Raw genomic sequence first — 24,216 nt, forward strand, 5'->3', positions numbered from 1 at the left:
GGGCCTTTGGCTTTGGTCCTTATTGGACCCAGTTTTCTTTGTCTAAGTTGCGGTAATCTACGGCCTCGGCTATGTGTTCTAGCTGAATGCGGGCCGAGCCAGCCAAATCGGCTACGCTGCGGGCCACTTTGAGGATGCGGTCATAGGCGCGGGCAGAGAGCTGCCGGACCTGCATGGCTTGCTTGAGCAATTGACTGCCCGCCTGGTCCAATTGACAATACTCTCGGATGAGGCGGCTGTTCATTTGGGCATTGCAATGAATGCCGGGATAACTGGCAAAACGCTCTTCCTGTATTTTTCTGGCCCGATTCACTCGCTCTCGGATGGAGGCGCTATTTTCGCCCTGAATATTCGAAGAACTGATGGTCTCAAAATCTACGGGCTCTACTTCTACATGAATGTCGATGCGGTCCAATAGCGGTCCAGAGATTTTGTTGAGGTAGCGATGCACGGCCTGGGGCGCACAAACGCAATCTTTGGTGGGGTGGGTGTAGTAGCCGCAGGGACAGGGATTCATGGCGGCCAAGAGCATGAAATTGGCTGGATAATCTACGGTGAACCTAGAGCGAGAGATGGTAATTTGGCGGCTTTCCATGGGTTGGCGCAAGACCTCCAAAACGGTCCGTTTGAACTCGGGCAGCTCGTCCATAAAGAGGACGCCATTATGGGCCAGGGAGATTTCTCCGGGTTTGGGGTGGACCCCGCCGCCCACTAGGGCCACATCGCTAATGGTGTGGTGAGGACTGCGAAAAGAGCGCTTAGAAATTAGGGAGGCATTTTCGGGCATGAGGCCCACTACCGAATGAATTTTGGTCGTTTCTAGGGCTTCTTTGAGCGAAAGCGGGGGGAGAATGGTCGGTAGCCGCTTGGCCAACATACTTTTGCCTGCGCCGGGTGGGCCGATCAGGATGGCATTATGGCCCCCCGCTGCAGCCACTTCTAAGGCTCTTTTGACCTGTTCTTGGCCCTTTACATCCATAAAATCGACGAGGAGGTGAGGGGCTTGTTGTTCAAATTCTTTGCGGGTATCGACAAAGACGGGCTCAGGCTTTTCGCCTCCATCCAAAAAGGCGACCACCTCGGCTAGGTGGCTGAGCCCAAAGACTTCTAGCTGGTTGACGATGGCCCCCTCTCGAGCATTGACTTTGGGAAGAATGAGGCCCTCAAAACCCTCTTTGCGGGCTTGGATGGCAATGGGCAAAGCGCCTTTGATTGGGCGGATACTACCATCTAAGGAGAGCTCGCCCATGAGGATGTATTTTTCGAGTAAATCGCTTTGGATCTGGCCTGTGGCGGCCAAAATGCCCAAGGCTAGGGGCAAATCATAATGCGAACCCTCTTTTCTGAGGTCCGCTGGGGCCATATTGACCACAATGCGAATGCGAGGAATGCGATAACCAATCGATTTAATGGCGCTTTCTACCCGCCAATAACTTTCTCGAACGGCATTGTCGGGCAAACCGACTAGAGAGTAACCCGGTTTTCCCTGGGCCAAGGGGCCGCCTGTATCTACTTCTATAGTAATGGTTTGTGCGTCTACGCCATGAACAGCGCTTGCAAAGGCTTTTATGAGCATATCTTTTATTTTTGTACTTAATTAAAGATATAACCTTTGTTTGTAAACTGCAAATTATTATTGGGCTTTTCCTTTTTTGGGCAGAGCTAGCGGATCTAATTGCCCTCTAGCTTGACCTATAAGCATGGACTTTAACTTCTAATCTTAGCGCCCTGGGCTGAAGCCCAGGGTTGTTGACTGAGCGAACTGACGGACTGAAGTCCTTGTTCGCTTTTAGGACAACTGTACTTTTTCAACAGCCCTGCGCATATAGAAGGAGCGAAGCGACTGGCCTAGCGATGCGGCGGGGTGGCCGTCAGGCCAGACCCAGGCGGCGGAGCCGCCGCAGGGCCGAGCGAATAGCGAGCCCCAAAGCGTAGCGCCGCAAGGCGAAGCCGCAGCGGAGGCCCCCAAAGCGACAACAAGCCCTTTAGGGCGCAGTTCGACGACCGTAGGGAGTAACCGCCGACGAGCGAAGCGAGGCGGAGGCCCCAAAAAAACAGTAGAAAAATTAAATCAACTTTAATTTATAATTTGGGGCTGCGAGAGGGGCAAAAAAGCGGTAAATTGGGCCTTATTGACCAAAAAAGAAAGCGATGAAAAGATTGATTTACTGCATGATTTTTCTGGCGGCGGGACCTATTTTATGGGGGCAGCATCAGGATGTATTTCCGGGTTTGAGCACGGCAGATTTGTTGGATTCTGTGCAATTGCATTATCGGCCCGATACGGTTTTGGCTTGGAATAATGCCAAGGATACCTTGTTTAAAGTCATTGATAATCAGAATGATACCGTGACTTGTGTGTATACGGGTTTGCAAAAATGGTTGGATCCGACGCAGGATCCGGACACCTATATGTCGGACAATAATGCGCCCAATGGGATGAATGTGGAGCATACTTATCCGCAGAGTCGGGGGGCGGCCAATGGCAATGCGCGCAGTGATTTGCATCATCTCTTTGCTTGTCGAAATGAGACCAACAATATGCGGGGCAATTTGCCTTTTGCGGAGCTGGCGGATACGGCTGTAACTAACTGGTTTTATTTGACTTATAATGCGCAGGGCGTGCCTGTTTTTGATCGGGACAAGTACAGTGAATTGGTCCTGAATCAGGCATTTGAGCCGCGGGAGGATTTCAAGGGGAATGTGGCGCGGGCCATGTTTTATTTTTACACGATTTACCGCAATGAGGCGCAGGGCAGCGATCCCAATTTTTTTGGGCCGCAGCAGGCGGTGCTTTGTGATTGGCATGAATTGGACCCTGTGGATCAGGCGGAATGGGACCGCAGCCAGTTGATTGCGACTTATCAGGATGGCAAGGCGAATCCCTTTGTTTTGGATTGCAGTTTGGCCAAGCGTTTATATTGTCCGAATCAGGCGGCGGGTTGTGCGCCTTCTGCTTTGGCGGTTTTGGGGAGCAGTTTGGGGGAGGCTAAATTGTGGCCTAATCCCTTGTCGGGCAATCAGTTAAACTTGTCTATTAACTTATTGGAGGCCCAGCCGATCGAGCTAGAATTATTGGATGTATTGGGTCGTTCTTTGGGCATTTTGGAGACCGTTAATTTGTCGGCTGGCGATTATCAGTGGCAATTTGATTTGCCTGCGGATTTGGCCAAGGGCGTATATTTGTTGCGGATTCGGGCTGGGGGAAGCCAGCAGAGTTTAAAATTTGTCCGTCAGTAAGGGCTGAAAAAAATGCGAAAATAGGGGAGCTAGGAGAGGAGCTGCCCTATTTTTTTGTCTGTTGGGAGGGGGGATTTGGGGCCTCCGCTGCGGCTTCGCCTTGCGGCGCTACGTTTCGGGGCTCGCAGGTCTGCTCGGCCCTTCAGGCTTCACTTCGTTTCGCCTTCGGTCTGGCCTTCGGCCACCCCTCCACATCGCTAGGCCTGCGGCGGCTTTGCCGCCTGTAGGTTGCGGAAAATGGCTTGGGGGTAAATTAGGAAGTATAGGGGAGAAGTTTTATATTGGGGGTTGTAACTAAACCCATTGCAGGCGAAGCAGCATTGAAACACTCAAACATCTTTTTCTGGTGTTCTGAAGGATTGTATACTAAACCCTTTGCAGGCGAAGCAGCATTGAAACTTTTCATCGTAATCTCTAGTGAATTGATGCGGTTCTGATACTAAACCCATTGCAGGCAAAGCAGCATTGAAACACGGTATAACTTCGGTATAACTTACCGATTTCTATACTAAACCCATTGCAGGCTAAGCAGCATTGAAACTGGAATTGTGAACCGTCTTGGTTCAAGTTCATATTGAATACTAAACCCTTTGCAGGCAAAGCAGCATTGAAACTGGAATTGTGAACCGTCTTGGTTCAAGTTCATATTGAATACTAAACCCTTTGCAGGCAAAGCAGCATTGAAACCTTTTGATCCATTCAAGGTATTTATCTTCCAATCCATGATACTAAACCCTTTGCAGGCTAAGCAGCATTGAAACCGTGGACTTCTTTTATAAATTCGGTTGGTTTCATTATACTAAACCCATTGCAGGCGAAGCCGCATTGAAACCTGTGCGTTCTTCTTGCAAGTAGTAATCTGTAAATACTAAACCCTTTGCAGGCAAAGCAGCATTGAAACTGATTAGGTGGGGCATTTAAGTAGATTTTCTGAAATACTAAACCCATTGCAGGCGAAGCAGCATTGAAACTTGTCCCAAAAGCCTTTTGCTTTGTTGGCTTCGTATACTAAACTCATTGCAGGCAAAGCAGCATTGAAACAGCGACAAGCGCCCAAATATAGTGCTTTTTCATTATACTAAACCCCTTGCAGGCGAAGCAGCATTGAAACCAGCCTGTCCAGTTTCCCGCATCTTCTGGCATTATACTAAACCCTTTGCAGGCTAAGCAGCCTAAGCCTCTAGCTTAACCGCTAGGGGCTTTTTTTTGCCCTAAGCCGAGCAGCTGAAGAAGAAAGATCAAGGGAAAAGAGGGGAGGAGAGGGGCTGGGCGGTGAAGTCCGTGCAAAAATGACTATTTTGGGGCCTGATTTTCTAAATACCACCCATGCGCGGCCTGCTTTCCTTTTTTGTTTATACACATTTGCATATTGCCCTGGGGGCTGCCCTACTGACCGCTAGTAGTTTTTGGCAATGGGGGCGGCCTGTGGAGGGCTGGAGTTTGCCGCTGGCTTTTTTTGCCTGTTGGTGGATTTATGTGCTGCACCGAATTTACTCGAACCGTTCGGATAAGATGAAGGCCGAGCGGCAGGAGATTTTGCAAAAATATCGTGTTTGGAATTGGGGGTTGTTGTTTGTGCTGCCTTTGGTCCTTTTGTATTTGGCGGCTCAATTGGCGGGGGAGGTTTTGGAGGCCTTGCTTGTTCCTGCTTTATTGTCCTTGGCCTATGTGCTGCCGATATATAGAGGCTGGCGGCTGCGGGATATCCCTTGGTTGAAGATTTTTCTGATTGCAGGAGTTTGGTCCTATGTGGCGACGGTTTTGCCGGCTTTGGAGTTGGGGCGGCCCATTTCGCTATATTTATTTTTTGAGCGGGCGCTTTTTGTCTTGTTGATTACCTTACCTTTTGATTTGCGGGATTTGGAGCAGGAAGCTCGGGCGGGAGTACCTACTTTGGTGTCGAGTTTTGGAGAAAAGGGGAGTCGGTATTTGATTGTAGTTTTGGGTTTGCTTTGGTGGGGGCTACAGTTTTTTTGGGCGCCAGATTTTGTGCAAATGGCGAGTAGTGGGAGTTTGCTCTTTATTTTGGGCTTGCTTTCTCGGACCCATGCGCAACAAAAAGATTTCTTCTTTTCTTTTTATTGGGATGGCCTTTTAATTTTGCATCCTTTGCTCATCTATTTGTTCAAAACCTTTATTTAATGGCGATAGCTCATTTTTCTTTGCCGCAGGGGCTTTCTTTGGCTCAATTTAAGGCGCAGGCTTTAAGTGTTTTTCAAGATCATCATCCTTTATTGGTCCTAGATAATAATGAATTTAAGGAAGACGTCTTTCATGAGTTGGAGTGGTTATTAGCTGCGGGGGCCGTCCGTCAGGTTCGGGCCGATCGTTTTGGGCCTTTAGAGGAGGCCATGCAGGCCGAGCCCAAGGCTTGGTGGTTGGGTTATTTTGCTTATGAGCTCAAAAATGATTTAGAGGATTTGAGTTCGGAGCATATAGATCCTTTGGGCTTTCCGAAATTGGCTTTTTTTCAGCCAGCAGTTCGGGTTTTGATTCGGCCAAATGGGGAGATTGAAATAGAGGCGGAAGATCCTCAGGCGGTTTGGGAAAACTGTTTGGGGGCATTGGCTTTGTTGGGGGAAAAGCCTGAGGATTTGCCAGAATTGTGGGCGCGAATTAGCAAGGCGGAATATATGGCGACCATTGGGCAGTTGAAAGAGCACATTTTGGCGGGGGACATTTATGAGGTCAATTTTTGCCAGGAGTTTTTGATGGAAGGGGCTAAAATAGCACCTTTGGGTTTGTATCAGCGATTGATGGAATTGAGTCCGAGTCCTTTTGCGGCCTATTATCAGTGGGGGGAAGATCATTTAATATCGGCTAGTCCAGAGCGTTTTTTGGCCCAAAGGGGGCGGCGATTGATTGCTCAGCCGATAAAGGGGACCATTGGGCGGGGAGAAACTCTAGAGGAGGATTTGGCTTTGGCGGAAGCCTTAAGGGCGAGTGAAAAAGATTTGGCGGAGCACGTCATGATTGTAGACTTGTTGCGGAATGATTTGGCCCAATCGGCGGAGCCGGCCACGGTAGAAGTCAGTGAATTATTTGGGATCTATGCTTTTCCGCAATTGCAGCAGATGATCTCTACGGTAGAGGCGGAGCGGCGCTTGGATTGTACGCCTTTGGCGGCCTTAAAAAAGGCTTTTCCGATGGGCTCGATGACGGGAGCGCCTAAAATTATGAGCATGAAAATCATTGAGCGTTATGAGCGGCAGCAGAGGGGATTATATTCTGGGGCGGTTGGTTATTTTTCGCCTGAGGGGAATTCCGATTTTAATGTGGTGATTCGGACCTTATTGTATCAGAAAGAAAAGGGGTATTTATCTTTTCAGGTAGGGGGAGCTATTGTCTATGATTCTGTGGCAGAGGCGGAGTATGAAGAATGTTTGCTCAAGGCCAAGGGCTTGTTATTGGCTTTGGGAAAAAAGCTTTAAAAGCCTGTCATATTTAATTATTGTTTGGAGTGTATTTTTCTGATAATTAAGGGGTTGGTTTTTGCGTGTTGCAGGCCCGGAGGGCCGCAGGCCTAGCGATGGAAGGCAGGGCCGCGCAGCGGCAGACCGAGGCGTTTTGCGCCGAAGGGCCGAGCGAATAGCGAGCTGCCGAACGTAGCGCCGACGAGCGCAGCGAGGCGGAGGCCCAAAATATAAAAGTCCGATAGAATCGATATTTGAGCTAAAAATAGACTGCTTTAAGAGGAGTAATAAAGTGGTCTTCAATATGTTGTAGCTAGGCATGTAGGCGTATTGCGTTGTTATGTTTTGGTAGGTGTTGTAACTAAATTTTAAAATAGTCTGAAGTTGCAGAACATTTAATGGAAGTTGTTCGTTCCTGTCATATATGATTTTGGTTTATCTGTTTTTATTGGAATTTTATTGTAAAATAAATTGAAGTTTTTTGTGAAAATTTTGACAAATAGACTTACATTTTAAGTACAATAAAGTCTGTGATTATTAAAGGCATTGATAGACAGTTTATTGCAGTTGATTTTTAGGCAGGCTAAGTACACCTTAGCAATAACCCTTAGACATTATGACGCATAATTCAATATAAAAGAAGAGGAAGTGGGACAGCTTTATAAGCTCAGAACAGCCTCATTTTATTGAATAATTAGTTAAAATAGCCGTACCTTTTAGGAGAAGTAGGAATCAGTATTCCCCATTTATTCATGCTGCTAATCCCTATCAGCGAGAACTACTATTTTATGAGCTATCAGCAAGGTGAATTTAACAACTTAGAAGAGTATCAACAGGCTTATTTCTTGACCGATGAAGAGATTCAGTTGATTCAGGATAGAAGTCAAGACATTCCTTTTGAAGAATACCAAGATCGTTTTGATCAAACGATGGATTGGATGCGAGAAGGGGAGTTGCGGGATAGTTTTCCGCCAGCTGTTGTTGAGGCAACGATTCAGGCGCGCGACTTTATCATTCGAGATGTGAGCACCGAAGTATTGAGCGAGGGCTATTTGATTAGACATGCGGGTATTCGCCGACAATATTTGGAGCTAGGGGTGAGTCTCAAAGCCTTTACGACTCTTTTGGTCCGCTTTCATGAAAGCATCTTTTCTGTTTTGGAAAAACATTATCCCAATGATGCTAAATTGGCAGCAGCTTATAAAAAATACAATCTAATTGACCTTGATATTCTGGCTAAGGAATATCGACGAAAAACACAGCAGGATTTAGAAGAACAAAATAAAGCTTTGCGGGAGCTCTCCACTCCTGTGGCCCAAATTTGGGAAAATATTTTGCTGCTGCCGCTAGTCGGCTTTATCGATTCTAAGCGCTCTAAAGACATTATGGAGGCGATGCTGGATAAAATTGCCGACAGCCAAGCCAAATTTTTTATCCTTGATATTTCTGGGGTGGCTATTGTAGATACAGCTGTAGCCAACCACCTGATCAAGATGACCAAAGCCGCTCGACTTATGGGCGCAAAATGTATCATTTCTGGAATTTCGGGCAATATCGCCCAAACGATTGTCGAACTCGGTATCGTCATTGACGAAATTGAAACCACGGGCAGCATGAAAGATGCCCTCAAACTCGCGATCAAAGAAAGCGGAAATCAACTCTAAACCTACCCCTAAAAAAATACTAACTCTACAAGTATGTCAATCTCCATCCCCAACCAAATTAGTTGAATGTTTAAACAAAGTCTGACCATATCCTTAACCAACTAAAAGAAACTCTATGCAGGGGACTTCCATTTACGAACAACTTTATGACTATTACAAAACGGCTTACTATCTAAGCGGAGAAGAGCTAGAAGCCTTACAAACGGCAGGCAAAAAAATTCCTTATGCAGAAAAGGAAGCCATTTTTCAAGGCGTAATTGATTGGATGGGCACATCTAACCTTTTTCCAGAAATTACGATTACAGCTTCTATCGTCCATAAAGAAGAGATTTTATCTGATTTGGTAGAAGCTAAACTATCGGCTGCTTATATTGAAAAACACTCAGAAATCAGACGCAATTTTTTGGCGGCTGGCGTGAGCCTAGAGTCTTTTACACAGCTTTTGGTCCGCTTCCATGAAGGCATTACTAAACTCTTTATCAAGCACAATGAAAATGCCCTAAACCTAGTCCTAGCCTACAAAAAGTTTAACCAAATTGACCTGGATATTCTAGCCAAAGAGTATCGCGAAAAAATGACCAGAGATCTCGAACAACAAAATGAGGCTTTGCGCGAACTCTCGACTCCTGTGGCTCAAATTTGGGAAAATATTCTCTTGCTTCCCTTGGTCGGTTTTATTGATTCTAAACGCTCTAAGGATATTATGGAGGCGATGCTAGACAAAATTGCCGATAGCCAAGCCAAGTTTTTTATCCTCGATATTTCTGGAGTGGCTATCGTTGATACCGCCGTTGCCAATTATCTCATCAAGATGACCAAAGCGGCCCGCCTGATGGGGACCAAATGTATCATCTCTGGAATTTCGGGCAGCATCGCTCAAACAATTGTTGAACTCGGCATTGCCATTGACGAAATTGAAACTACGGGCAGCATGAAAGATGCCCTCAAACTCGCTATCAAAGAAAGTGATCAAAAACTCTAAAATAAAAGGCGATCGGAGAATTCCGATCGCCTTCTTTTATTGCTCTTGCTTGGCCATGTACTTGGCCAACATGCCTTGAGTCGTTTGTTGCATTTTTTTTCGGAAAAAGCCCGACCAACCCAACAAATGCCCCGTCGTACCTAGCGCTTGCTTGCTCCAACGCCAAAGGTTAAAATCATCCCGATGCTCGATAATCAACCCATCCTTAAAGCGAAATTGAGCCTGAACGACATTGTGAACAGGCCGCCTTTTATCGCCATATTTATAGTCAGCTACCCATTTAGCTTGCCCTTTTTCTGCATCCGCAGATAGCTCGCTATGCCGAATCAAAATGCTGTCTTTGCTCTGCGTCAACAACATTTCCCACATTTTTTTGGCCTGCTCGCCTTCCAAACGACCAAAAGCAGGATCTTCAAAAACCACTTCAGGATGATAGCAGCTCGCCATCGTCTCATAATCCGCAGCCGCAAAAGCCGTATAAAACTTGTCAATCAAGGCTTTATTATCCATGTTATCTTCTTTTAGGGATAAACTGGCCCGCTTCGAAGCGCTACAACTCGACAACAAAATAAGGCCAAATAAAAATACCAAAATAGCTAAGGGGGAATTTCTTTTATTCATCCCTCAAGATATCAATTTATTTTGATTTTTTGTTTTGGGGCCTCCGCTTCGCCTTGCGGCGCTAGGTTTACTCCCCTTGGTCGTCGAAGACGGACTAAAGTCCTTGTTGTCGCAGCTCGCTGCTCTTTTGGGGCCTCCGCCTCGCTTCGCTCGTCGGCGCTACGTTTCGCAGCTCGCTATTCGCTCGGCCCTGCGGCGGCAAAGCCGCCTTGGTCTGGCCTAGCGGCCACTGCTGCACATCGCTAGGCCAGCGCCAGCCCTCGGCTAATTCGCCTAAACCCTAAGGACGAAATTTTGGCGCCTGATGTCGATCGGCCTGCTCTTCATCCAAACGCTTGACCTTATCCATAACTTGGCTACTCATCTCAGCTTTGAACAACTCAAGCTTTTTTGCCAGTTTTTCATCATTCACGCTCAAGATTTGAGCCGCCAAAATACCTGCATTTTTGGCCCCATTCAAGGCCACTGTTGCTACGGGCACCCCGTTGGGCATCTGCAAAATAGATAAAACAGAATCCCAACCATCAATGGAGTTACTCGACTTAATTGGCACACCAATAACGGGCAAACTCGTCAAAGAAGCAAGCATACCGGGCAAATGGGCCGCCCCACCAGCTCCCGCAATGATAACTCCATAGCCCTTTTCTCTAGCTTTGGGCGCAAACTCAAATAAGCGCTGCGGCGTGCGATGGGCCGAAATAATACTAATTTCATAAGGCAAACCCAATTGGTCCAAAAAATTGGCGGCGGCTTGCATAACGGGCAAATCAGAATCACTGCCCATTAAAATGGCTACTTTTTTCATCTTCTGCTATTTTTAGATGCGGTCCAAACCGCGAATTTTGAATGTATTTTTTACAAAACGCGCCTTCTCCATCAAGCGCTCTAAATCATGATCGGTTACGGTAACATGGCCCATTTTCCGAAATGGCTTGCAGTCTTCTTTGCCATATAAGTGCAAATGTACTCCCGATAAACGCAAAATGTCTTCTAGCCCTTCTAGTTTGGCTGGTCCATGAAAGCCCTCTTCTCCCAATAAGTTGAGCATAATAGAAGGCGTCTGAATACGGCTATCTCCTAAGGGCCAATCATAAATAGCTCGCAAATGCTGCTCAAATTGTGAACAAATATTGCCTTCTATACTTTGGTGTCCACTATTATGTGGACGAGGAGCTATCTCATTCACCAACAAATTTCCTGCTTGATCAATGAAAAACTCTACCGCCAATAAACCCACCATGCCGAGCTTTTCTATTAAATCTTTAGCCATCTGATCCGCTTTTTGGGCCATTTCTTCCTCAATTCTGGCGGGACTAAATAGATATTCTACCAAATTGGCCTCTGGATGAAAAATCATCTCTACAGCCGGATAGGTTTGTACTTCTCCAGAAGGAGAACGCGCCACAATTACCGCAATCTCTTGCCGAATATCAACGAGTTTTTCTAGGACCGAAGGCGCATCAAAAGCTTTGTCCAAATCGCTTGCTTGCCGCAAAACTTGTACGCCTTTACCATCATAGCCATCTCTGCGCACTTTTTGGACCGCAGGCAAAAAATCTGTTTGCTCCAATAAGGTCTCTTTATCAGCTAGCAATAAAAAATCGGCCGTAGGAAAGCCCTGCGCCCGATAAAATTCTTTTTGTTTTCCCTTATCCTGAATTAGCTCAATTATAGCCGCCTGAGGATAGACTTCCTTGCCTTCTGCCTCCAAGCGTTTTAGGGCCGAAGTATTGACTTTCTCAATTTCAATAGAGATTAAATCATAATCTTGCCCAAAAGCATAAACCGTTTCCTCATCCAATAAATCGCCCTGAACAAAATGTTTGGCCAAAGAAGAGGCCGGTGCCTCGGCTTGGCTGTCCAAAATTCCCAATTGAATGTTGAAATCTGTGGCCGATTGAATGAGCATACGTCCCAATTGTCCACCACCTAAAATGCCTAATTTTTTTTGCATGCTTTTCTTTTTTCTGCAAAGGTACAGGCCAAAAAAAGAAGTTGCTATTTGGGGCTGTAAAATTACTATTAAGAAAAAATGGTCGTGGAGCGGCCTAGTGATGCGGCGGGGTGGCCGCAGGCCAGACCGAGTTTTTTGAGCGCAGCGAAAAAACGAAGGGCCGAGCAGACCTGCGAGCCCCAAAGCGTAACGCCGACGAGCGTAGCGAGGCGGAGGCCCCAAATCATTAGGCTCCTAAAAACCACCAAAGTCCCAAAAAACAGATAAGATCTAGGGCCAAAAAGACAAACATGAGGATGCGCAGCGGCATGAGGGTGACCCAAGCGGTGGCGGTATAGACTTTTTCGGATTTGCTTTTGAATAATTGGATGCGGCCCTTCATCTTATCACAATAAATATCGAGGCGATCGGGGGTGTAATCAGGGCTGTCACGGACCTCTGCGGGCATAGCCGATAGGCTCCTGTCGGTGCTGCCGCCAAAAACTTTTACCGCTAAATTTCCCATCCAATCGCCAATGGGCCAGCCCAATTTTGCGCGAATCACTTCTCTGATTGTGGGCACAAAAAGGCCCAAACGAACCACCTGCACCCATTCTTTAAAAGTAGGGTAATGGCGTTGATGAGGCGGTAATTGCACTTGCCGGTCTCGCATATCATCAATAATGACATCTAGGGTGTCTGCCGTGGCTTCATAAAGATTTTTGGTATGGTCCAAGAGGTTCCAAGCCACAAAAAAAGCGGCAGTAATCAGACTACTCAGGCCCCCCAACAAAATAGCTAAAAGCAACCAAATAATGCCCAAAATATAGCTAACTGGCCAAACGTAAGCTATGCCCAAATAACCCAAAAGGCCGATCGTCAGGACAGGCCAGAGGATAAGATGGACCATAATGGTAAAAGGGGCATCAATATAACCAATGACGCTATCGGCAATTACATCGGTTCGATAGCGCTCTAAATCAATGTGGTAGCGCTCTTTTAAAGAGTTTTTGATCAGTTGGTGCTGGGGAGGGACGGCCATGTTTTACTTTTTGTTGAGTGATGAAGATATAAAAAAAGCCAAGCTAAAAAAAGCTTGGCGATTTCTTTGAATGCGTTCTTTTACTCTACCGGTTGCGGTTGTAGACGCTCGTAGGCTTGAAGCACCGTTTGGGCGATCCGCAGCTTATCATAATTTTGGTGGATAAAGGTTCTCCCGTTAGCCGCCAATTCCGATAACTTATAAGGTTGTTGATAAATGGCGTTCATCTGTTGCAAAAAGCTATTGGCATCATCGGCAATTAAGACCTCCTGGCCATCTTTGGCATGAATTCCCTCTAAACCAATGCTGGTACTGAGGACCAAACGGCCCATTCCCATGGCTTCCAGAATCTTTACTCGCATTCCGCTACCCGATTTTAAGGGCACCAACATGATTTCATATTGTTGAATAAATGCTTGGGCCGAAGGGACTTCACCATGCACGATAACCCCTTCTAAGGTCAAATTGCTGAGCCATTCTGGTGTATTGCGGCCTGCAATATGAAATTCTGCCCCAGGATTTTGGGCCACAAACTGCGGCCAAACTTCATCCAGTAGCCAGCGAAGTCCTTCGATATTAGGCATCCAATCTAAAGAGCCAATAAAGCTAAAGCGAATTTTTTGTGGAGCAGCCGGCAATGGTTTTTCGGGATATTTGTTTAAGTCTAAGCCAATAGGTACCACCTGAGCAGGAGTTCTTAAACCCAAATCCTGAAATCGCTGCAGATCTCTAGCCGTAATGGCCAAAAAGAGATCATAATTGTTCAACTGCTTGAGCTCGTAATCCGCTAGGCGCTTACTCAATAACTGCAAATACCATTTTTTGGGCCCAAAAGAACAGTTGTCTCGAATCCGTTCCCAAATTTCATGCTCCACATTATGCGAGCGCATAACCACTTTGGCCTTAGAATATTGGCGAATAACAGGAATATAAGGGGCCAAATATAGGGTCTCCAATTGCACTACATCATAATCTTCGGCCTGCAACAACTTTTTTAAAGCTGCAGCATAGCTAGCCGACTCAAAACGCTCAATATGATAAGACTTATTGGAAAAAAGATTGAGCAAGGCATCCTTAGGATGCAAACGGTTGTCAATATCTACCAGCTTCATTTTGCCATAATGTCGAAAACTTTTGGGCAATTCCCGAATATCAAAATGATGCTTACTCGTGTTCATACTCAACAAATCCACCTGCGCTCCAAGCTCATGAAGGGCCTGCGCCATATACGTAATGGCCAAAGATTCACCATCTTTTAGTGGATAAGGAAATTTTTTGCTGAGCTGTAAAATCTTCATAGAAAAAAGGCTTTTTGATAGGGGAAGCGGGGAGGGGCAATAAAAGGCCGTTTAACGGCTGAATACCCAATGAAAATCGCTAGAACGCTCTTCATCAAAGGCATAGTTTTCTTCAGCAAATCCTTTGAGGTCCTCTACTTTTTCCAATTGCTTTTGAATGACATAACGGGCCATTAGTCCTCGCGCTTTTTTGGCATGTACGGCAATAATTCGGGCCTTACCTTCCGCATTTACCTCCTTAAAATCAATTTGATAAAGCGGTTGTTTGAACGCTTTGGGCTGCAGAGCCGAAAAATATTCTTTAGAGGCTAAGTTAATAATTGGCCCATTGGCCCGCTCATTTATGGCCTTGGTCAATTGCTCGCCCCAAAAATCATAAAGGTTTTGCCCTTTGGAATTGGGCAATTTGGTCTTCATCTCCAAACGATAAGGCAAAATGAGGTCCAAGGGACGCAACAAACCATAAAGTCCAGACAAAATACCCAAATGCTTTTGAGCAAAAGCCAACTCCTCTTCACCAAAGTCATCGGCCTGTAAGCCCTTATAAACATCGCCCCGAAAGGCCAAAAGCGCTTGTTTGCCAGGCTCCAACTCCTTGGGCGGTTGCCAATCCGAAAATCGCTGATGATTCAAGGCAGAAAGTTTATCACTAATTTTCATCAAATGAGCGATATCTTCTGGCCCATAATCTCGCAAAATCTCAATCAGTTCAGCAGATTGCGTTAAAAAATCAGCCTCGCTAAAATGACTGTAATCGGTTGGCGAAAAGTCCAGCGTTTTTGCTGGAGAAAGCAAGAGATACATGCTGTGCTATTGTTTTTTTCTTCTGACGATATAAATTTTCTGAAGGTTGGAAGGACTATTTTTGTTTTTTGGGGCTGCCCACTCGCTTCGCTCGGGTCGGGCTGTGTCAGGGCTCGCAGGTCTGCTCGGCCCTTCGCTTTTTTCGCTTTGCTCAAAAGCTCGGTCTGGCCTTCGGCCACCCTTTTCCATCCCTCAGCCGAAGGGCGCAAAGCGCCCTTGGTCCTCGATCCAATTATTTTTTTAACAGTTGAGCATCTTTGCCCGCTGCAGCTGTTTGGTAGTAGGGTTTTGGGCCATCGCTCAGGAGGTTGTAGGGAAACTGAATGACAAATTGATTGTATTCGCCCACCTTTTCGTTGTATTTACGCTTTTCTACTGAAATTCGATTTTCGGCTCCCTCTATTTGAATTTGGATGTCGCGATAAAGTTGCGCCTTTTGATCTAATCCCTGAAGCAACTCATTGATCTTTTGGCTCAAGTCTGCTTGCTGTTGGGCATATTGGACCAAATTCTTTCGGTTGAGTTGACTTTCTAGCTGCTGGATTTCTTCCAATTTAGCTTTGCTGCTACTTTCTTCCTGAGAAAGGAGCTGCCCCAATTTGGGCAGTAAATCTAAACGCCGTTGATAGACATTTTCTACCTGGGCCCATTGTTTTTGCAGCTTTTGCTCTTCCTGAAGAATAGCCTGTTTGCTACTAAAATAATAGAAGTTGGCGCCCAAGCCCAAAACGACAAGCACCGTAGCAACAATGCCTAAACGCAACCATTTTCCCCTTTGCTGTTTTTCTGCGGTATCTTTTATGGTGTTCATCAGCTCGATGCTAGCCGCATCAAGTTGAGGGTCATTATTTTGGAGGACCCGCTGCGCATATTCTTGGGCCGCCAAAAGGTTTTCCTTTTTGCCCGTTTCCGCAAATTGTAATTGATGAGCTTGGGCCAAATAAAAAAGGGCCTGCTCCGATAAAGGATTGATATTTACAGCTAATTGTAGGGCCTGAATAGCCGCCGGAAAATTACCAATGTTAATATGTTTTTGCCCAATTTTGGTCTGTTGACGAACCGTATTCTGGGCCTCTTGCCAATCCGATTCAGAAAGTCCAATGCTTTCCGCAATTTCTTTGAGTTCGGAGAGGTTGAGCGGAGCTTCTTGCTTTTGTGCTTGTAGCGCAAGTAGTTGCTCTACATATTTTTCGAGTAAGATAGATTGTTGTTCCTTGGCCATAAGTCGGTTGTTTTTTGCAAGATATGGATTTTTCCCCTTTGACAGAAGCCCAAAGTAGCCAAAATGGGCCAAAGGGCGCGCAGCGCCCATCTAGGAGCGCAGCGACTGGCTGAGGGATGGAAAAGGGTGGCCGAAGGCCAGACCCAGCGGGCGTAGCCCGCGCAGGGCCGAGCGAGCAGCGAGCCCTGACACAGCCCGACCCGACCGAAAACTCATGAGGGTTAAAACCCTCATTTTGTGTCGCTTCGCAAAGCGATACCGCTTTGCGCTGGGTTTCAACCTGGCGGGAGGGGCAGCCCCAAAAAACAAAAAGCTTTGCAATCTTAAGATTTTTATAATAACTTTAGATAGTTAACTAAAACCAATGTCCCTATGTACAAAAAGATGATTCCCCTGGCCTTTTTGGGCCTATTTTTAGCTGGCTGTGCTGGCGAGGCCGAAAAAGCGGCAACAAGCAGTGAAACTCCTTTGAAAACAGAGCATTCAGTTGATCCTTATGTGGACTTGAAGGCGCCAGAACTGCCGCAGCAACCCGAAAAACCCAAAGTACAGCACGAGGTAGTGGGCCAACATTATTCCATTGCCTATGCCTCTACCTTTGAGGATTATTACTTCTTTGATGATGGTCGCTTTATTTATACGGTAAATTCAGAGTACAGTCCCTCGGTGCTTACTGGAGAATGGAGTGCAGAAGGTAGCAAAATTAGCTTTAAAGAGGCCGTTCATTATTATGGAAAGCCGACAGGAAAAATGATTCCGCCCTGTGGTTCGGTCTGCATTTATGATGACTATGGTATGCGGGTAGAGAATTCTAGCCAAGCTATAGACCCCATAGATATTAAAGTGGGGCAGGGCGAGGAAATTCCCTTTGAGGTTTCTCCGCATGGCCTTAAAAGCTCAGATATTCATGCTTTTTTGCGAGAAGTAGATAGCAAACGGAAATATCCAGAGGTGTCTAAGCGTCCTTTGCAACCTTCAGAGCTAAAAGATAAAACAGCGGAGGAGTTGCGTTTGATGCGCAATGAGGTCTTTGCGGCCTATGGGTATAAATTTAAGGATGAGGCTTTGGCTAAGCATTTTCGGAACCAAGAATTTTATAGTCGATCTACTGATGTAGATGCCTTTTTGAGCCCTTTAGAAAAGGATAATGTTGCCTTGATTAAAAAAGTAGAGGCGATTAAGGCAAAATAAACGCTTATTTCAGAGATATGCTTATTTTTGGGCTGGTCTGCTTCTTGTAGGCTAGCCATTTTTTTGTCCACCTCAACGAGTCCAAATTTACCAAGTTGTAATGCCGAAGATGCAAGCCTTTTTCCAAAAGTACCTCAGTTTATTGATGTACAGCTTTCCGGTTCAGCTCCTGCTTCTACACTTTAAAAGTCAGTTGCTCTTTTTGTTGCTATGGCTGTTTTTGTTTGGGGTTTTGGCGGGGCAATTTGGGAGCAGTATGGGCTTTCGTTACTTCATGTTGGACCCCGAATATATGGGGGAGGTGAGTTTTTGGAGCTTTTTTATTATTGGGGTGACCTTGGGGATGTTTTATATGGCTTGGAATAGCACTACTTATATATTGTATAGCCCTAAGTTTCCTTTTTTAGCTTCTTTATCTAGACCCTTTGCTAAGTTTAGCCTAAATAACTTTGCCTTACCAGGTTTGTTTATTCTCTATTATTTGGGGAGCCTAATTCATTTTCAGTGGTATAATGAGTTTGCCGATGAGTATAGCTTGATTTACTATTGTTTGGGGCTCATTCTGGGTTTCTCTTCCTTGATTTTCTTTAGCCTCTTATATTTTCGCTGGACCAATAGCGAGCTGTATTTTCTTCAGCAAAAGCAGCAGTTAAAGCTTTCGGCTCCACTCAAAGCGCTTATTTTGCGCAAAAATGAGCGAATGCTAGCCGAAGCTAGGGAGAATCCCTATATCAATGCCTTGCGAACCGATTATTATTTGACGGAGCGCTTGCATTTTCGCCCAACTCGTTCGGTAAAGCATTATGATTTTAAGCTACTGGAGCAAATCTTTAAGCAAAATCACGCCAATGCCCTGCTTATCCAAAGCTTGAGTATTACGGCCCTCATTCTCATGAGCGCCTTTGTGGATGTTCCCTATTTTCGGATTCCCACAGCCTCTAGTGTGTTGATCCTTCTCTCGGTGCTAACGACCTTTTTGGGGGCGCTGAGCTATTGGCTCAACGCTTGGCGAAGCCCGGTTTTGGTCATTTTACTCTTGTTGACTAACTCTCTGCTCAAAGATGGTTGGTTGAGCTATGAAAATGCCGCTTATGGTATGGATTATAGCCGAAAAGCCCGCTACAATTATGCAGTTTTAGATAGTTTGGCGCGGCCCGAACAGATGATTGCTGATAAAAAGCATCAATTGCAGATGCTCGACAATTGGCGAAAACAGTTTCCGCAAGGTCGCTTTTTGCGCAAACCCAAGTTGATTTGTGTGGCGGTTAGCGGAGGGGGACAACGGGCAGCCCTTTGGAGTATGCATGTGCTTAGAGAAATTGAAAAACGCCTAGAGGGAAAACTGATGCCGCATACAGTTTTGATGTCGGGCGCCTCTGGAGGGATGTGGGGTTCGGCCTATTTCCGTGAGCTCTATTATCAAAAGCAATTGGGGAGGGACATCAATCCGCTAGATAGCAATTACCTGATCAATGTGTCTAAGGACCTCTCCAATGCGCCTATGTTTACCTTTTTGGTCAATGACGCCTTTGTGCCTTGGGTCAAACGCAAGGTCAATGGCTACACCTATAAGCAGGACCGAGGCTATAGCTGGGAACAACAGTTTATCGAAAATACAGAGGGCCTGATGGACCGCAATCTTCGGGATTATATGGAGCCCGAATTTAAGGGCCAAATTCCCATGATGATTATTAGCCCCATTATTATCAATGATGGCCGCTATCTCTATATCTCGCCCCAACCCCTGAGCTATATGATGCGGCCCGCTTTTGCCAAAGATTATGCGGAGGTGGATGCCGTAGATTTTGGGGCCCTTTTTCAAGAACAAAATCCCTATAATCTGCGCTTTTGCTCGGCCCTGCGCATGAGCTCTACCTTTCCCGTGATTTTTCCCAATGTGCAACTGCCCTCTACGCCCGTCTTAGAGGCCATGGATGCCGGCTTTAGAGATAATTATGGGGTGGAAACGGCCCTGCGTTTTTCGGCCAATTTTAAAGAATGGATCAAGAAGAATACCTCTGGGGTGCTGGTCATTTCGATTCGAGGAAATGAAAAGGTAGAACCCATTGAACAAGCAGAGCGCCCAGGCTTAGGCAGTACTATTTTTAGCCCGCTTTCTGCCGTTTTTGATGTGGGCAACCTCCAAGATTATCAACAGGATGCTATGCTAGGCCAATTGCAAGCCCAAATGGGAGAGGAGCAACTGGATATTGTCCGCTTCGTCTATCGCCCCACTACTCTAGAGCAAAAAGCCTCTTTGAGCCTGCACTTGACGGCCAGAGAAAAACTCGATATTCTTTCGGCCATCCACTTGCCCGCCAACCAAGCCGCCCTAGACCGCCTAGAAGAATTAGTGAAGTAGGTAGCCCTTTAGGTAAATAACTTATTTTCAGGCTTTAGGCATACTAAAGAGGAAATCCATAAGAGACGGCCCTATCTTTGTCATAGACAAGAAGGAAATACCTTGTCTTCCAAATTAAGTTTGGGGTAAATCATGGGGATTAACATTTGAACTCACTAGAGTTCTATAGCAAGTAGCTTGGGGAAGCTGCTTGCTTTTTTTTTGGGCTGCCCCGCCCTGCGGGCGGGTCGGGCCATTGCGCAGCTCGCAGCTCTGCTCGGCCCTGCGCGGGCTGCGCCCGCTGGGTCTGGCCTTCGGCGGCCCTGCTACAGCCCCTCAGCCGGCGGCTTTGCCGCCTCTACACGCAGAAGGAGGACCTCATCCAAAGGTCCTCTTTAGAGGGCTTGTCTCTAGGCGCAGAAAGGCTAGCGATAGCTGGCGGCGAAGCCGTCATGGCCGAAGGCCAAAAGGCCCAGCGCTGCGGAGGGGTGGCCGAAGGCCAGACCGAGCGGGCAACGCCCGCGAAGGGCCGAGCGAACAGCGAGCCCCGCAGCATAGCGCCGCAAGGCGAAGCCGCAGCGGAGGCCCCAAAACAGCAGCGAGTTGAGACAAGCAGCCTTGAAGAGCCCCAAAAAAGGGAGAAAGGGCAAAAGACTAGGACGGCCAAAAAAGTATATCTAAAAAAATAGATTAAGGAAAACGAAAAAAAAGATTAGGCGCTGGAAAATGGCTAAAAAAATGTATTTTCGCAACGACTAGAATAGGGGACTCTAGTTGGGCAAGCTCTGGCTATGGGTCCTAAACACCTTTTTTTTTCATTGCAAAATTTAGCGTATCCTATGGCATTCGACATTGATATGATCAAAGCGGTTTATGCTGCTTTACCCAAAAAAATTGAGGCTGTGCGCGAACGTTTGGGCCGTCCGCTCACGCTAACCGAAAAAATTCTTTACACACACTTGGATCAAGCTTCTCCATTGGAGAACTATGGCCGGGCCAAGGACTATGTATTCTTCTCTCCGGATCGAGTGGCTATGCAAGATGCTACTGCCCAAATGGCGCTTTTGCAGTTTATGATGGCTGGCCGCGACAAGGTGGCTGTACCTTCTACTGTACACTGTGATCACTTGATTCAGGCTAAGGTGGGTGCTGACAAAGATTTGGAAGTAGCCAACGACAAGAACGAAGAAGTATATGACTTCCTTAGCTCTGTGTCTAATAAATATGGTATTGGTTTCTGGAAGCCAGGAGCGGGTATCATTCACCAGATTGTATTAGAAAACTACGCCTTCCCCGGTGGTATGATGATCGGTACGGATTCTCATACCGTAAATGCTGGTGGTTTGGGTATGGTAGCTATTGGTATTGGTGGTGCCGATGCGGTAGACGTAATGGCCGGCCTACCTTGGGAGCTTAAAATGCCCAAATTGATTGGGGTGAAATTGACAGGTAAATTGGGTGGTTGGACTTCGCCCAAGGATGTTATCCTCAAAGTAGCGGGTATTATTGGTGCCAAAGGCGGTACTGGTTTTATCGTAGAGTACTTTGGCGAAGGTGCCGAAAGCATGTCTTGTACAGGTAAAGGAACGATCTGTAACATGGGTGCTGAAATCGGAGCTACTACTTCTACTTTTGGTTATGATGACTCTATGAAGCGTTATCTAGAGGCTACTGAGCGCGCCGATGTTGCTGAGTTGGCCGAGGGCGTAAAAGAGCATCTAACTGGTGATGCTGCTGTTTATGCAGATCCTGCAAAATACTTTGATCAAGTAATTGAAATCAACTTGACAGAGTTGGAACCCCACCTCAATGGTCCTTTCACTCCCGACCGTGCTTGGCCTATTTCTGAGTTTGCCAAAGCGGTAAAAGAAAATGACTTCCCTTCCGTATTGTCTGTAGGTTTGATTGGTTCTTGTACCAACTCTTCTTATGAAGATTTGAGCCGTGCGGCCTCTGTGGCTCGTCAGGCTGCTGCCAAAAACCTTAAAGCTAAGGCTGAGTTTACTATCACTCCAGGTTCGGAATTGGTTCGCTATACTGCTGAGCGCGATGGTTTGCTAGACAATTTTGAGGAAATCGGAGGTATGGTTTTGGCCAATGCTTGTGGTCCTTGTATTGGTATGTGGGACCGTGTTGGTGCCGAGAAAAAAGAGAAGAATGCTATCATTCACTCTTTCAACCGTAACTTTGCCAAGCGTGCCGACGGTAACCCCAACACTCAAGCTTTTGTAGCTTCTCCTGAGTTGGTGACAGCCATGACTATCTCTGGCGATATGTGCTTCAACCCCCTCACTGACAAATTGATCAATGAGAATGGCGAAGAAGTCATGCTCGATCCTCCCACAGGTGTTGAGCTTCCTCCCAAAGGTTTTGATGTAGAAGATGCGGGCTATATTGCTCCTGCCGAAGACGGTTCTGGAATCAATGTAACCGTAAACCCCAAATCTGATCGCCTACAATTGCTTACGCCCTTTACGCCTATCAAAAAAGAGGAAGTAACTGGCATGCGCTTGTTGATCAAAGCCAAAGGTAAATGTACTACAGACCACATCTCTATGGCTGGTCCTTGGTTGACTTACCGCGGTCACCTAGAAAATATCTCTGGTAACTGTTACATTGGTGCCGTAAACTTCTTCAATGAAGAAACCAACAATGTAGCTAACTACGCTGAAGGAGCAGAAGCCAACTATATGGCCGTTCCCGATTCAGCCAAAACTTATCAGAAAAACGGTATCGGAACCATCGTTTTTGGTGAAGATAACCTAGGAGAAGGTTCTTCTCGTGAGCATGCCGCTATGGAGCCCCGTTTCTTGGGCGTTAAAGCTGTTGTGGTAAAATCTTTTGCTCGTATCCACGAAACTAACCTTAAGAAGCAAGGAATGTTGGCCCTCACTTTCGTGAATCCTGCCGACTATGACTTGGTTCGCCAAGATGACCTCGTGAGCATCACTAACTTTGAGACTTTTGCTCCCGGCAAAACCCTCAACATCGAACTTAAGCATGCTGATGGTACCGTTGATAACATCGAGGTACAACACTCATACAATGCACAGCAAATCGAATGGGTAAAGGCGGGTTCTGCACTCAATAAAATTCGCGAAGAAATTGCTAATGCCTAGGCATTAAGTCAGTTTTAAAAGCATAAAAGCAACTGCTCCTCTTGGGGGTAGTTGCTTTTTTGTTTTTTTGGGGCCCGCGGCCGCAAAGCGGCCGCCGCTATGCTGCGGGGCTCGCTGTTCGCTCGGCCCTTCGCGGGCGTTGCCCGCTCGGTCTGGCCTTCGGCCACCCCTCCGCAGCGCTGGGCCAAGGGGCAGCTTCGCTCTGGGCAAAGCTGGGGAAGATTAAGGGAATTTTAAAAAAGCTAGGCCCATCATTTTAAGGAAAAAACAAAGGGAAAAGCTATATTTGCGATTCGTACTATCATAAGATCTAATTGATGAAAAACCTTGAACAGCTAAAATCCTCTATGCAAGAGGTGATTGAGCGCTTGGAAACAGAGCGAAAAAGACAATTGTCTAATTTTAAGCTCATTCAAAAGCTACTCTTTATTCCTATCGTCTTATTTATTGCGGCGGCTGCAAGTATGCTCATTATTCCGCAATTTTGGTATTTGGCTATTGCCCTTATGGTGGGAGCATCAGCGCTTTTGGCTTGGATGTATGTCCAACAACTCCAAAAGCCTAAGCAGCTGTATCGAGAACAGTTTAAATCACAGTTCTTTAAGGAAATGGTGGCTAATTTCTACCCTAGTATGCACTATCAGCCAAATAATTATGTCCCCAAAGTAGATTTTTACAAAAGCCATCTCTTTCATGGTAAAGCTAATGAAGGCTACACTGGAGAAGACTTTTTCTCTGGGGTTGTAGCTGGACTAAACATGCGCTTCTCAGAAGTCAATGCCCAACAACTCATCGGAAAAAATGAGGTGACACTGTTTAACGGTATCTTCATGGTGCTCGATATCCAAACCCAACTCAAGGGGGCTACTTTTATTGTCCCCGATAATTATGAGCAGTGGCTAGGTCAATTGGCTGTGAAAATCCAAGACCAACTAGATGTGCTGCATGAGGGCCATTTATTACATCTAGATAATGCCCCAGATTTCGAGAATAAGTTTGCCATCTACTCAACAGATATTCCAGAAGCAAAAACTATCCTAACCCAAGAACTGATTGATTCAGTGCTTTGGATTCGCAAAACCTTTGAAAGCCAAATCTCTTTGGCCTTCCAAGATCAGCAACTTTATATTGCTATTCCCCTTAATCATGAACGTCTCTTTGAACCAGAACTCAATAAAAGCCTTACTGCCGATGATGAGATGCTACAACGCATCTTTGCAGAACTCAAAAGCTGCTTTGATCTGATTCATAAACTGCCCTTAGAGCAATTGCGAAAAGCTAAGGGTTAACTAAAATTAGGCTTCCGCCTAACTACTTGTCCCACATGGTACGTTAAACCTATGTGG

19 protein-coding genes are annotated in these 24,216 nt (G+C 46.2%); 9 read left to right on the forward strand and 10 right to left on the reverse strand.

Translation table 11 applies throughout. The annotated features are described in order from the left end of the window. Positions 1 to 19 precede the first annotated feature (19 nt). A complete protein-coding gene (locus PPO43_RS13990) occupies positions 20 to 1,576 on the reverse strand; it encodes a YifB family Mg chelatase-like AAA ATPase (protein ID WP_272618840.1) in 1,557 nt (518 codons plus the stop codon). A gap of 575 nt (positions 1,577 to 2,151) precedes the next feature. Between PPO43_RS13990 and PPO43_RS13995 the strand changes: the two genes are divergently transcribed. Next, the gene (locus PPO43_RS13995; RefSeq protein ID WP_272618842.1) at positions 2,152 to 3,240 is read left to right on the forward strand and encodes an endonuclease; all 1,089 of its coding nucleotides are present in this window, start codon (positions 2,152 to 2,154) and stop codon (positions 3,238 to 3,240) included. A gap of 508 nt (positions 3,241 to 3,748) precedes the next feature. Here the strand turns inward: PPO43_RS13995 and PPO43_RS14000 are convergent. Together PPO43_RS14000 and PPO43_RS14005 are read right to left on the reverse strand one after the other, a co-directional pair. Then, on the reverse strand, positions 3,749 to 3,964 hold the full coding sequence (locus PPO43_RS14000; protein WP_272618844.1) for a hypothetical protein: 216 nt from the start codon (positions 3,962 to 3,964) through the stop codon (positions 3,749 to 3,751). 70 nt (positions 3,965 to 4,034) lie between these two features. Further along, on the reverse strand, positions 4,035 to 4,157 hold the full coding sequence (locus PPO43_RS14005; protein ID WP_272618846.1) for a hypothetical protein: 123 nt from the start codon (positions 4,155 to 4,157) through the stop codon (positions 4,035 to 4,037). Positions 4,158 to 4,566: 409 nt separating this feature from the next. Between PPO43_RS14005 and PPO43_RS14010 the strand changes: the two genes are divergently transcribed. From PPO43_RS14010 to PPO43_RS14025, 4 genes are all read left to right on the forward strand, one after another. Then, entirely contained in the window at positions 4,567 to 5,382 is an 816-nt protein-coding gene (locus PPO43_RS14010) for a prenyltransferase (protein ID WP_272618848.1), read from the forward strand. Beyond that, positions 5,382 to 6,671 carry an anthranilate synthase component I family protein gene (locus PPO43_RS14015; protein WP_272618850.1) on the forward strand — a complete coding sequence of 430 codons (1,290 nt, stop codon included), beginning with the start codon at positions 5,382 to 5,384 and terminating at the stop codon, positions 6,669 to 6,671. The genes PPO43_RS14010 and PPO43_RS14015 overlap by 1 nt, the downstream gene beginning before the upstream one ends. 770 nt (positions 6,672 to 7,441) lie before the next feature. Continuing rightward, entirely contained in the window at positions 7,442 to 8,317 is an 876-nt protein-coding gene (locus tag PPO43_RS14020) for an STAS domain-containing protein (RefSeq protein ID WP_272618852.1), read from the forward strand. A 115-nt stretch (positions 8,318 to 8,432) separates the two neighbouring features. Further along, positions 8,433 to 9,299, forward strand: coding sequence for an STAS domain-containing protein (locus PPO43_RS14025; protein ID WP_272618854.1), 867 nt, complete (start codon positions 8,433 to 8,435; stop codon positions 9,297 to 9,299). Positions 9,300 to 9,335: 36 nt separating this feature from the next. On the opposite strand, the gene PPO43_RS14030 is transcribed toward PPO43_RS14025, so the two are convergent. The 7 genes from PPO43_RS14030 to PPO43_RS14060 form a co-directional block, all read right to left on the reverse strand. Continuing rightward, positions 9,336 to 9,920 (reverse strand): nuclear transport factor 2 family protein, encoded by a 585-nt coding sequence (locus PPO43_RS14030; protein WP_272618856.1) that lies wholly within the window; start codon positions 9,918 to 9,920, stop codon positions 9,336 to 9,338. A gap of 280 nt (positions 9,921 to 10,200) precedes the next feature. Further along, complete coding sequence (gene purE, locus PPO43_RS14035) at positions 10,201 to 10,725, reverse strand: 5-(carboxyamino)imidazole ribonucleotide mutase (RefSeq protein WP_272618858.1); 525 nt, start codon at positions 10,723 to 10,725, stop codon at positions 10,201 to 10,203. 12 nt (positions 10,726 to 10,737) lie between these two features. Beyond that, on the reverse strand, positions 10,738 to 11,874 hold the full coding sequence (locus PPO43_RS14040) for a 5-(carboxyamino)imidazole ribonucleotide synthase (protein WP_272618860.1): 1,137 nt from the start codon (positions 11,872 to 11,874) through the stop codon (positions 10,738 to 10,740). Positions 11,875 to 12,100: 226 nt separating this feature from the next. Then, entirely contained in the window at positions 12,101 to 12,895 is a 795-nt protein-coding gene (locus PPO43_RS14045; RefSeq protein WP_272618862.1) for a hypothetical protein, read from the reverse strand. An 80-nt stretch (positions 12,896 to 12,975) separates the two neighbouring features. Next, complete coding sequence (locus PPO43_RS14050) at positions 12,976 to 14,193, reverse strand: glycosyltransferase family 4 protein (protein ID WP_272618864.1); 1,218 nt, start codon at positions 14,191 to 14,193, stop codon at positions 12,976 to 12,978. 51 nt (positions 14,194 to 14,244) lie between these two features. After that, positions 14,245 to 14,997, reverse strand: coding sequence for a peroxide stress protein YaaA (yaaA, locus tag PPO43_RS14055; RefSeq protein WP_272618866.1), 753 nt, complete (start codon positions 14,995 to 14,997; stop codon positions 14,245 to 14,247). 232 nt (positions 14,998 to 15,229) lie between these two features. Then, positions 15,230 to 16,219: a LemA family protein gene (locus tag PPO43_RS14060; RefSeq protein WP_272618868.1), complete on the reverse strand. Its 990-nt coding sequence runs from the start codon at positions 16,217 to 16,219 to the stop codon at positions 15,230 to 15,232. A 372-nt stretch (positions 16,220 to 16,591) separates the two neighbouring features. On the opposite strand from PPO43_RS14060, the gene PPO43_RS14065 reads away from it, so the two are divergent. From PPO43_RS14065 to PPO43_RS14080, 4 genes are all read left to right on the forward strand, one after another. Continuing rightward, a complete protein-coding gene (locus tag PPO43_RS14065) occupies positions 16,592 to 17,410 on the forward strand; it encodes a YARHG domain-containing protein (RefSeq protein ID WP_272618870.1) in 819 nt (272 codons plus the stop codon). A gap of 100 nt (positions 17,411 to 17,510) precedes the next feature. Next, on the forward strand, positions 17,511 to 19,772 hold the full coding sequence (locus PPO43_RS14070) for a patatin-like phospholipase family protein (RefSeq protein ID WP_272618872.1): 2,262 nt from the start codon (positions 17,511 to 17,513) through the stop codon (positions 19,770 to 19,772). 818 nt (positions 19,773 to 20,590) lie between these two features. Next, positions 20,591 to 22,870, forward strand: coding sequence for an aconitate hydratase (locus PPO43_RS14075; RefSeq protein ID WP_272618874.1), 2,280 nt, complete (start codon positions 20,591 to 20,593; stop codon positions 22,868 to 22,870). A gap of 317 nt (positions 22,871 to 23,187) precedes the next feature. Further along, a complete protein-coding gene (locus tag PPO43_RS14080; RefSeq protein WP_272618876.1) occupies positions 23,188 to 24,159 on the forward strand; it encodes a DUF3137 domain-containing protein in 972 nt (323 codons plus the stop codon). Positions 24,160 to 24,216 lie beyond the last annotated feature (57 nt).

It is taken from the genome of Saprospira sp. CCB-QB6, from assembly GCF_028464065.1.
GTDB lineage: Bacteria > Bacteroidota > Bacteroidia > Chitinophagales > Saprospiraceae > Saprospira.

Coding starts and splice junctions, on each gene's coding strand:
- PPO43_RS14050 (WP_272618864.1), bottom strand. CDS start 14,193: ATGAAGATTTTACAGCTCAGCAAAAAATTTCCTTATCCACTAAAAGAT.
- PPO43_RS14080 (WP_272618876.1), top strand. CDS start 23,188: ATGAAAAACCTTGAACAGCTAAAATCCTCTATGCAAGAGGTGATTGAG.
- PPO43_RS14060 (WP_272618868.1), bottom strand. CDS start 16,219: ATGGCCAAGGAACAACAATCTATCTTACTCGAAAAATATGTAGAGCAA.
- PPO43_RS13990 (WP_272618840.1), bottom strand. CDS start 1,576: ATGCTCATAAAAGCCTTTGCAAGCGCTGTTCATGGCGTAGACGCACAA.
- PPO43_RS14020 (WP_272618852.1), top strand. CDS start 7,442: ATGAGCTATCAGCAAGGTGAATTTAACAACTTAGAAGAGTATCAACAG.
- PPO43_RS14010 (WP_272618848.1), top strand. CDS start 4,567: ATGCGCGGCCTGCTTTCCTTTTTTGTTTATACACATTTGCATATTGCC.
- PPO43_RS14025 (WP_272618854.1), top strand. CDS start 8,433: ATGCAGGGGACTTCCATTTACGAACAACTTTATGACTATTACAAAACG.
- PPO43_RS14030 (WP_272618856.1), bottom strand. CDS start 9,920: ATGAATAAAAGAAATTCCCCCTTAGCTATTTTGGTATTTTTATTTGGC.
- PPO43_RS14045 (WP_272618862.1), bottom strand. CDS start 12,895: ATGGCCGTCCCTCCCCAGCACCAACTGATCAAAAACTCTTTAAAAGAG.
- PPO43_RS14005 (WP_272618846.1), bottom strand. CDS start 4,157: ATGCCCCACCTAATCAGTTTCAATGCTGCTTTGCCTGCAAAGGGTTTA.
- PPO43_RS14065 (WP_272618870.1), top strand. CDS start 16,592: ATGTACAAAAAGATGATTCCCCTGGCCTTTTTGGGCCTATTTTTAGCT.
- PPO43_RS14015 (WP_272618850.1), top strand. CDS start 5,382: ATGGCGATAGCTCATTTTTCTTTGCCGCAGGGGCTTTCTTTGGCTCAA.
- PPO43_RS13995 (WP_272618842.1), top strand. CDS start 2,152: ATGAAAAGATTGATTTACTGCATGATTTTTCTGGCGGCGGGACCTATT.
- purE (WP_272618858.1), bottom strand. CDS start 10,725: ATGAAAAAAGTAGCCATTTTAATGGGCAGTGATTCTGATTTGCCCGTT.
- PPO43_RS14000 (WP_272618844.1), bottom strand. CDS start 3,964: ATGGATTGGAAGATAAATACCTTGAATGGATCAAAAGGTTTCAATGCT.
- PPO43_RS14070 (WP_272618872.1), top strand. CDS start 17,511: ATGCCGAAGATGCAAGCCTTTTTCCAAAAGTACCTCAGTTTATTGATG.
- PPO43_RS14040 (WP_272618860.1), bottom strand. CDS start 11,874: ATGCAAAAAAAATTAGGCATTTTAGGTGGTGGACAATTGGGACGTATG.
- PPO43_RS14075 (WP_272618874.1), top strand. CDS start 20,591: ATGGCATTCGACATTGATATGATCAAAGCGGTTTATGCTGCTTTACCC.
- yaaA (WP_272618866.1), bottom strand. CDS start 14,997: ATGTATCTCTTGCTTTCTCCAGCAAAAACGCTGGACTTTTCGCCAACC.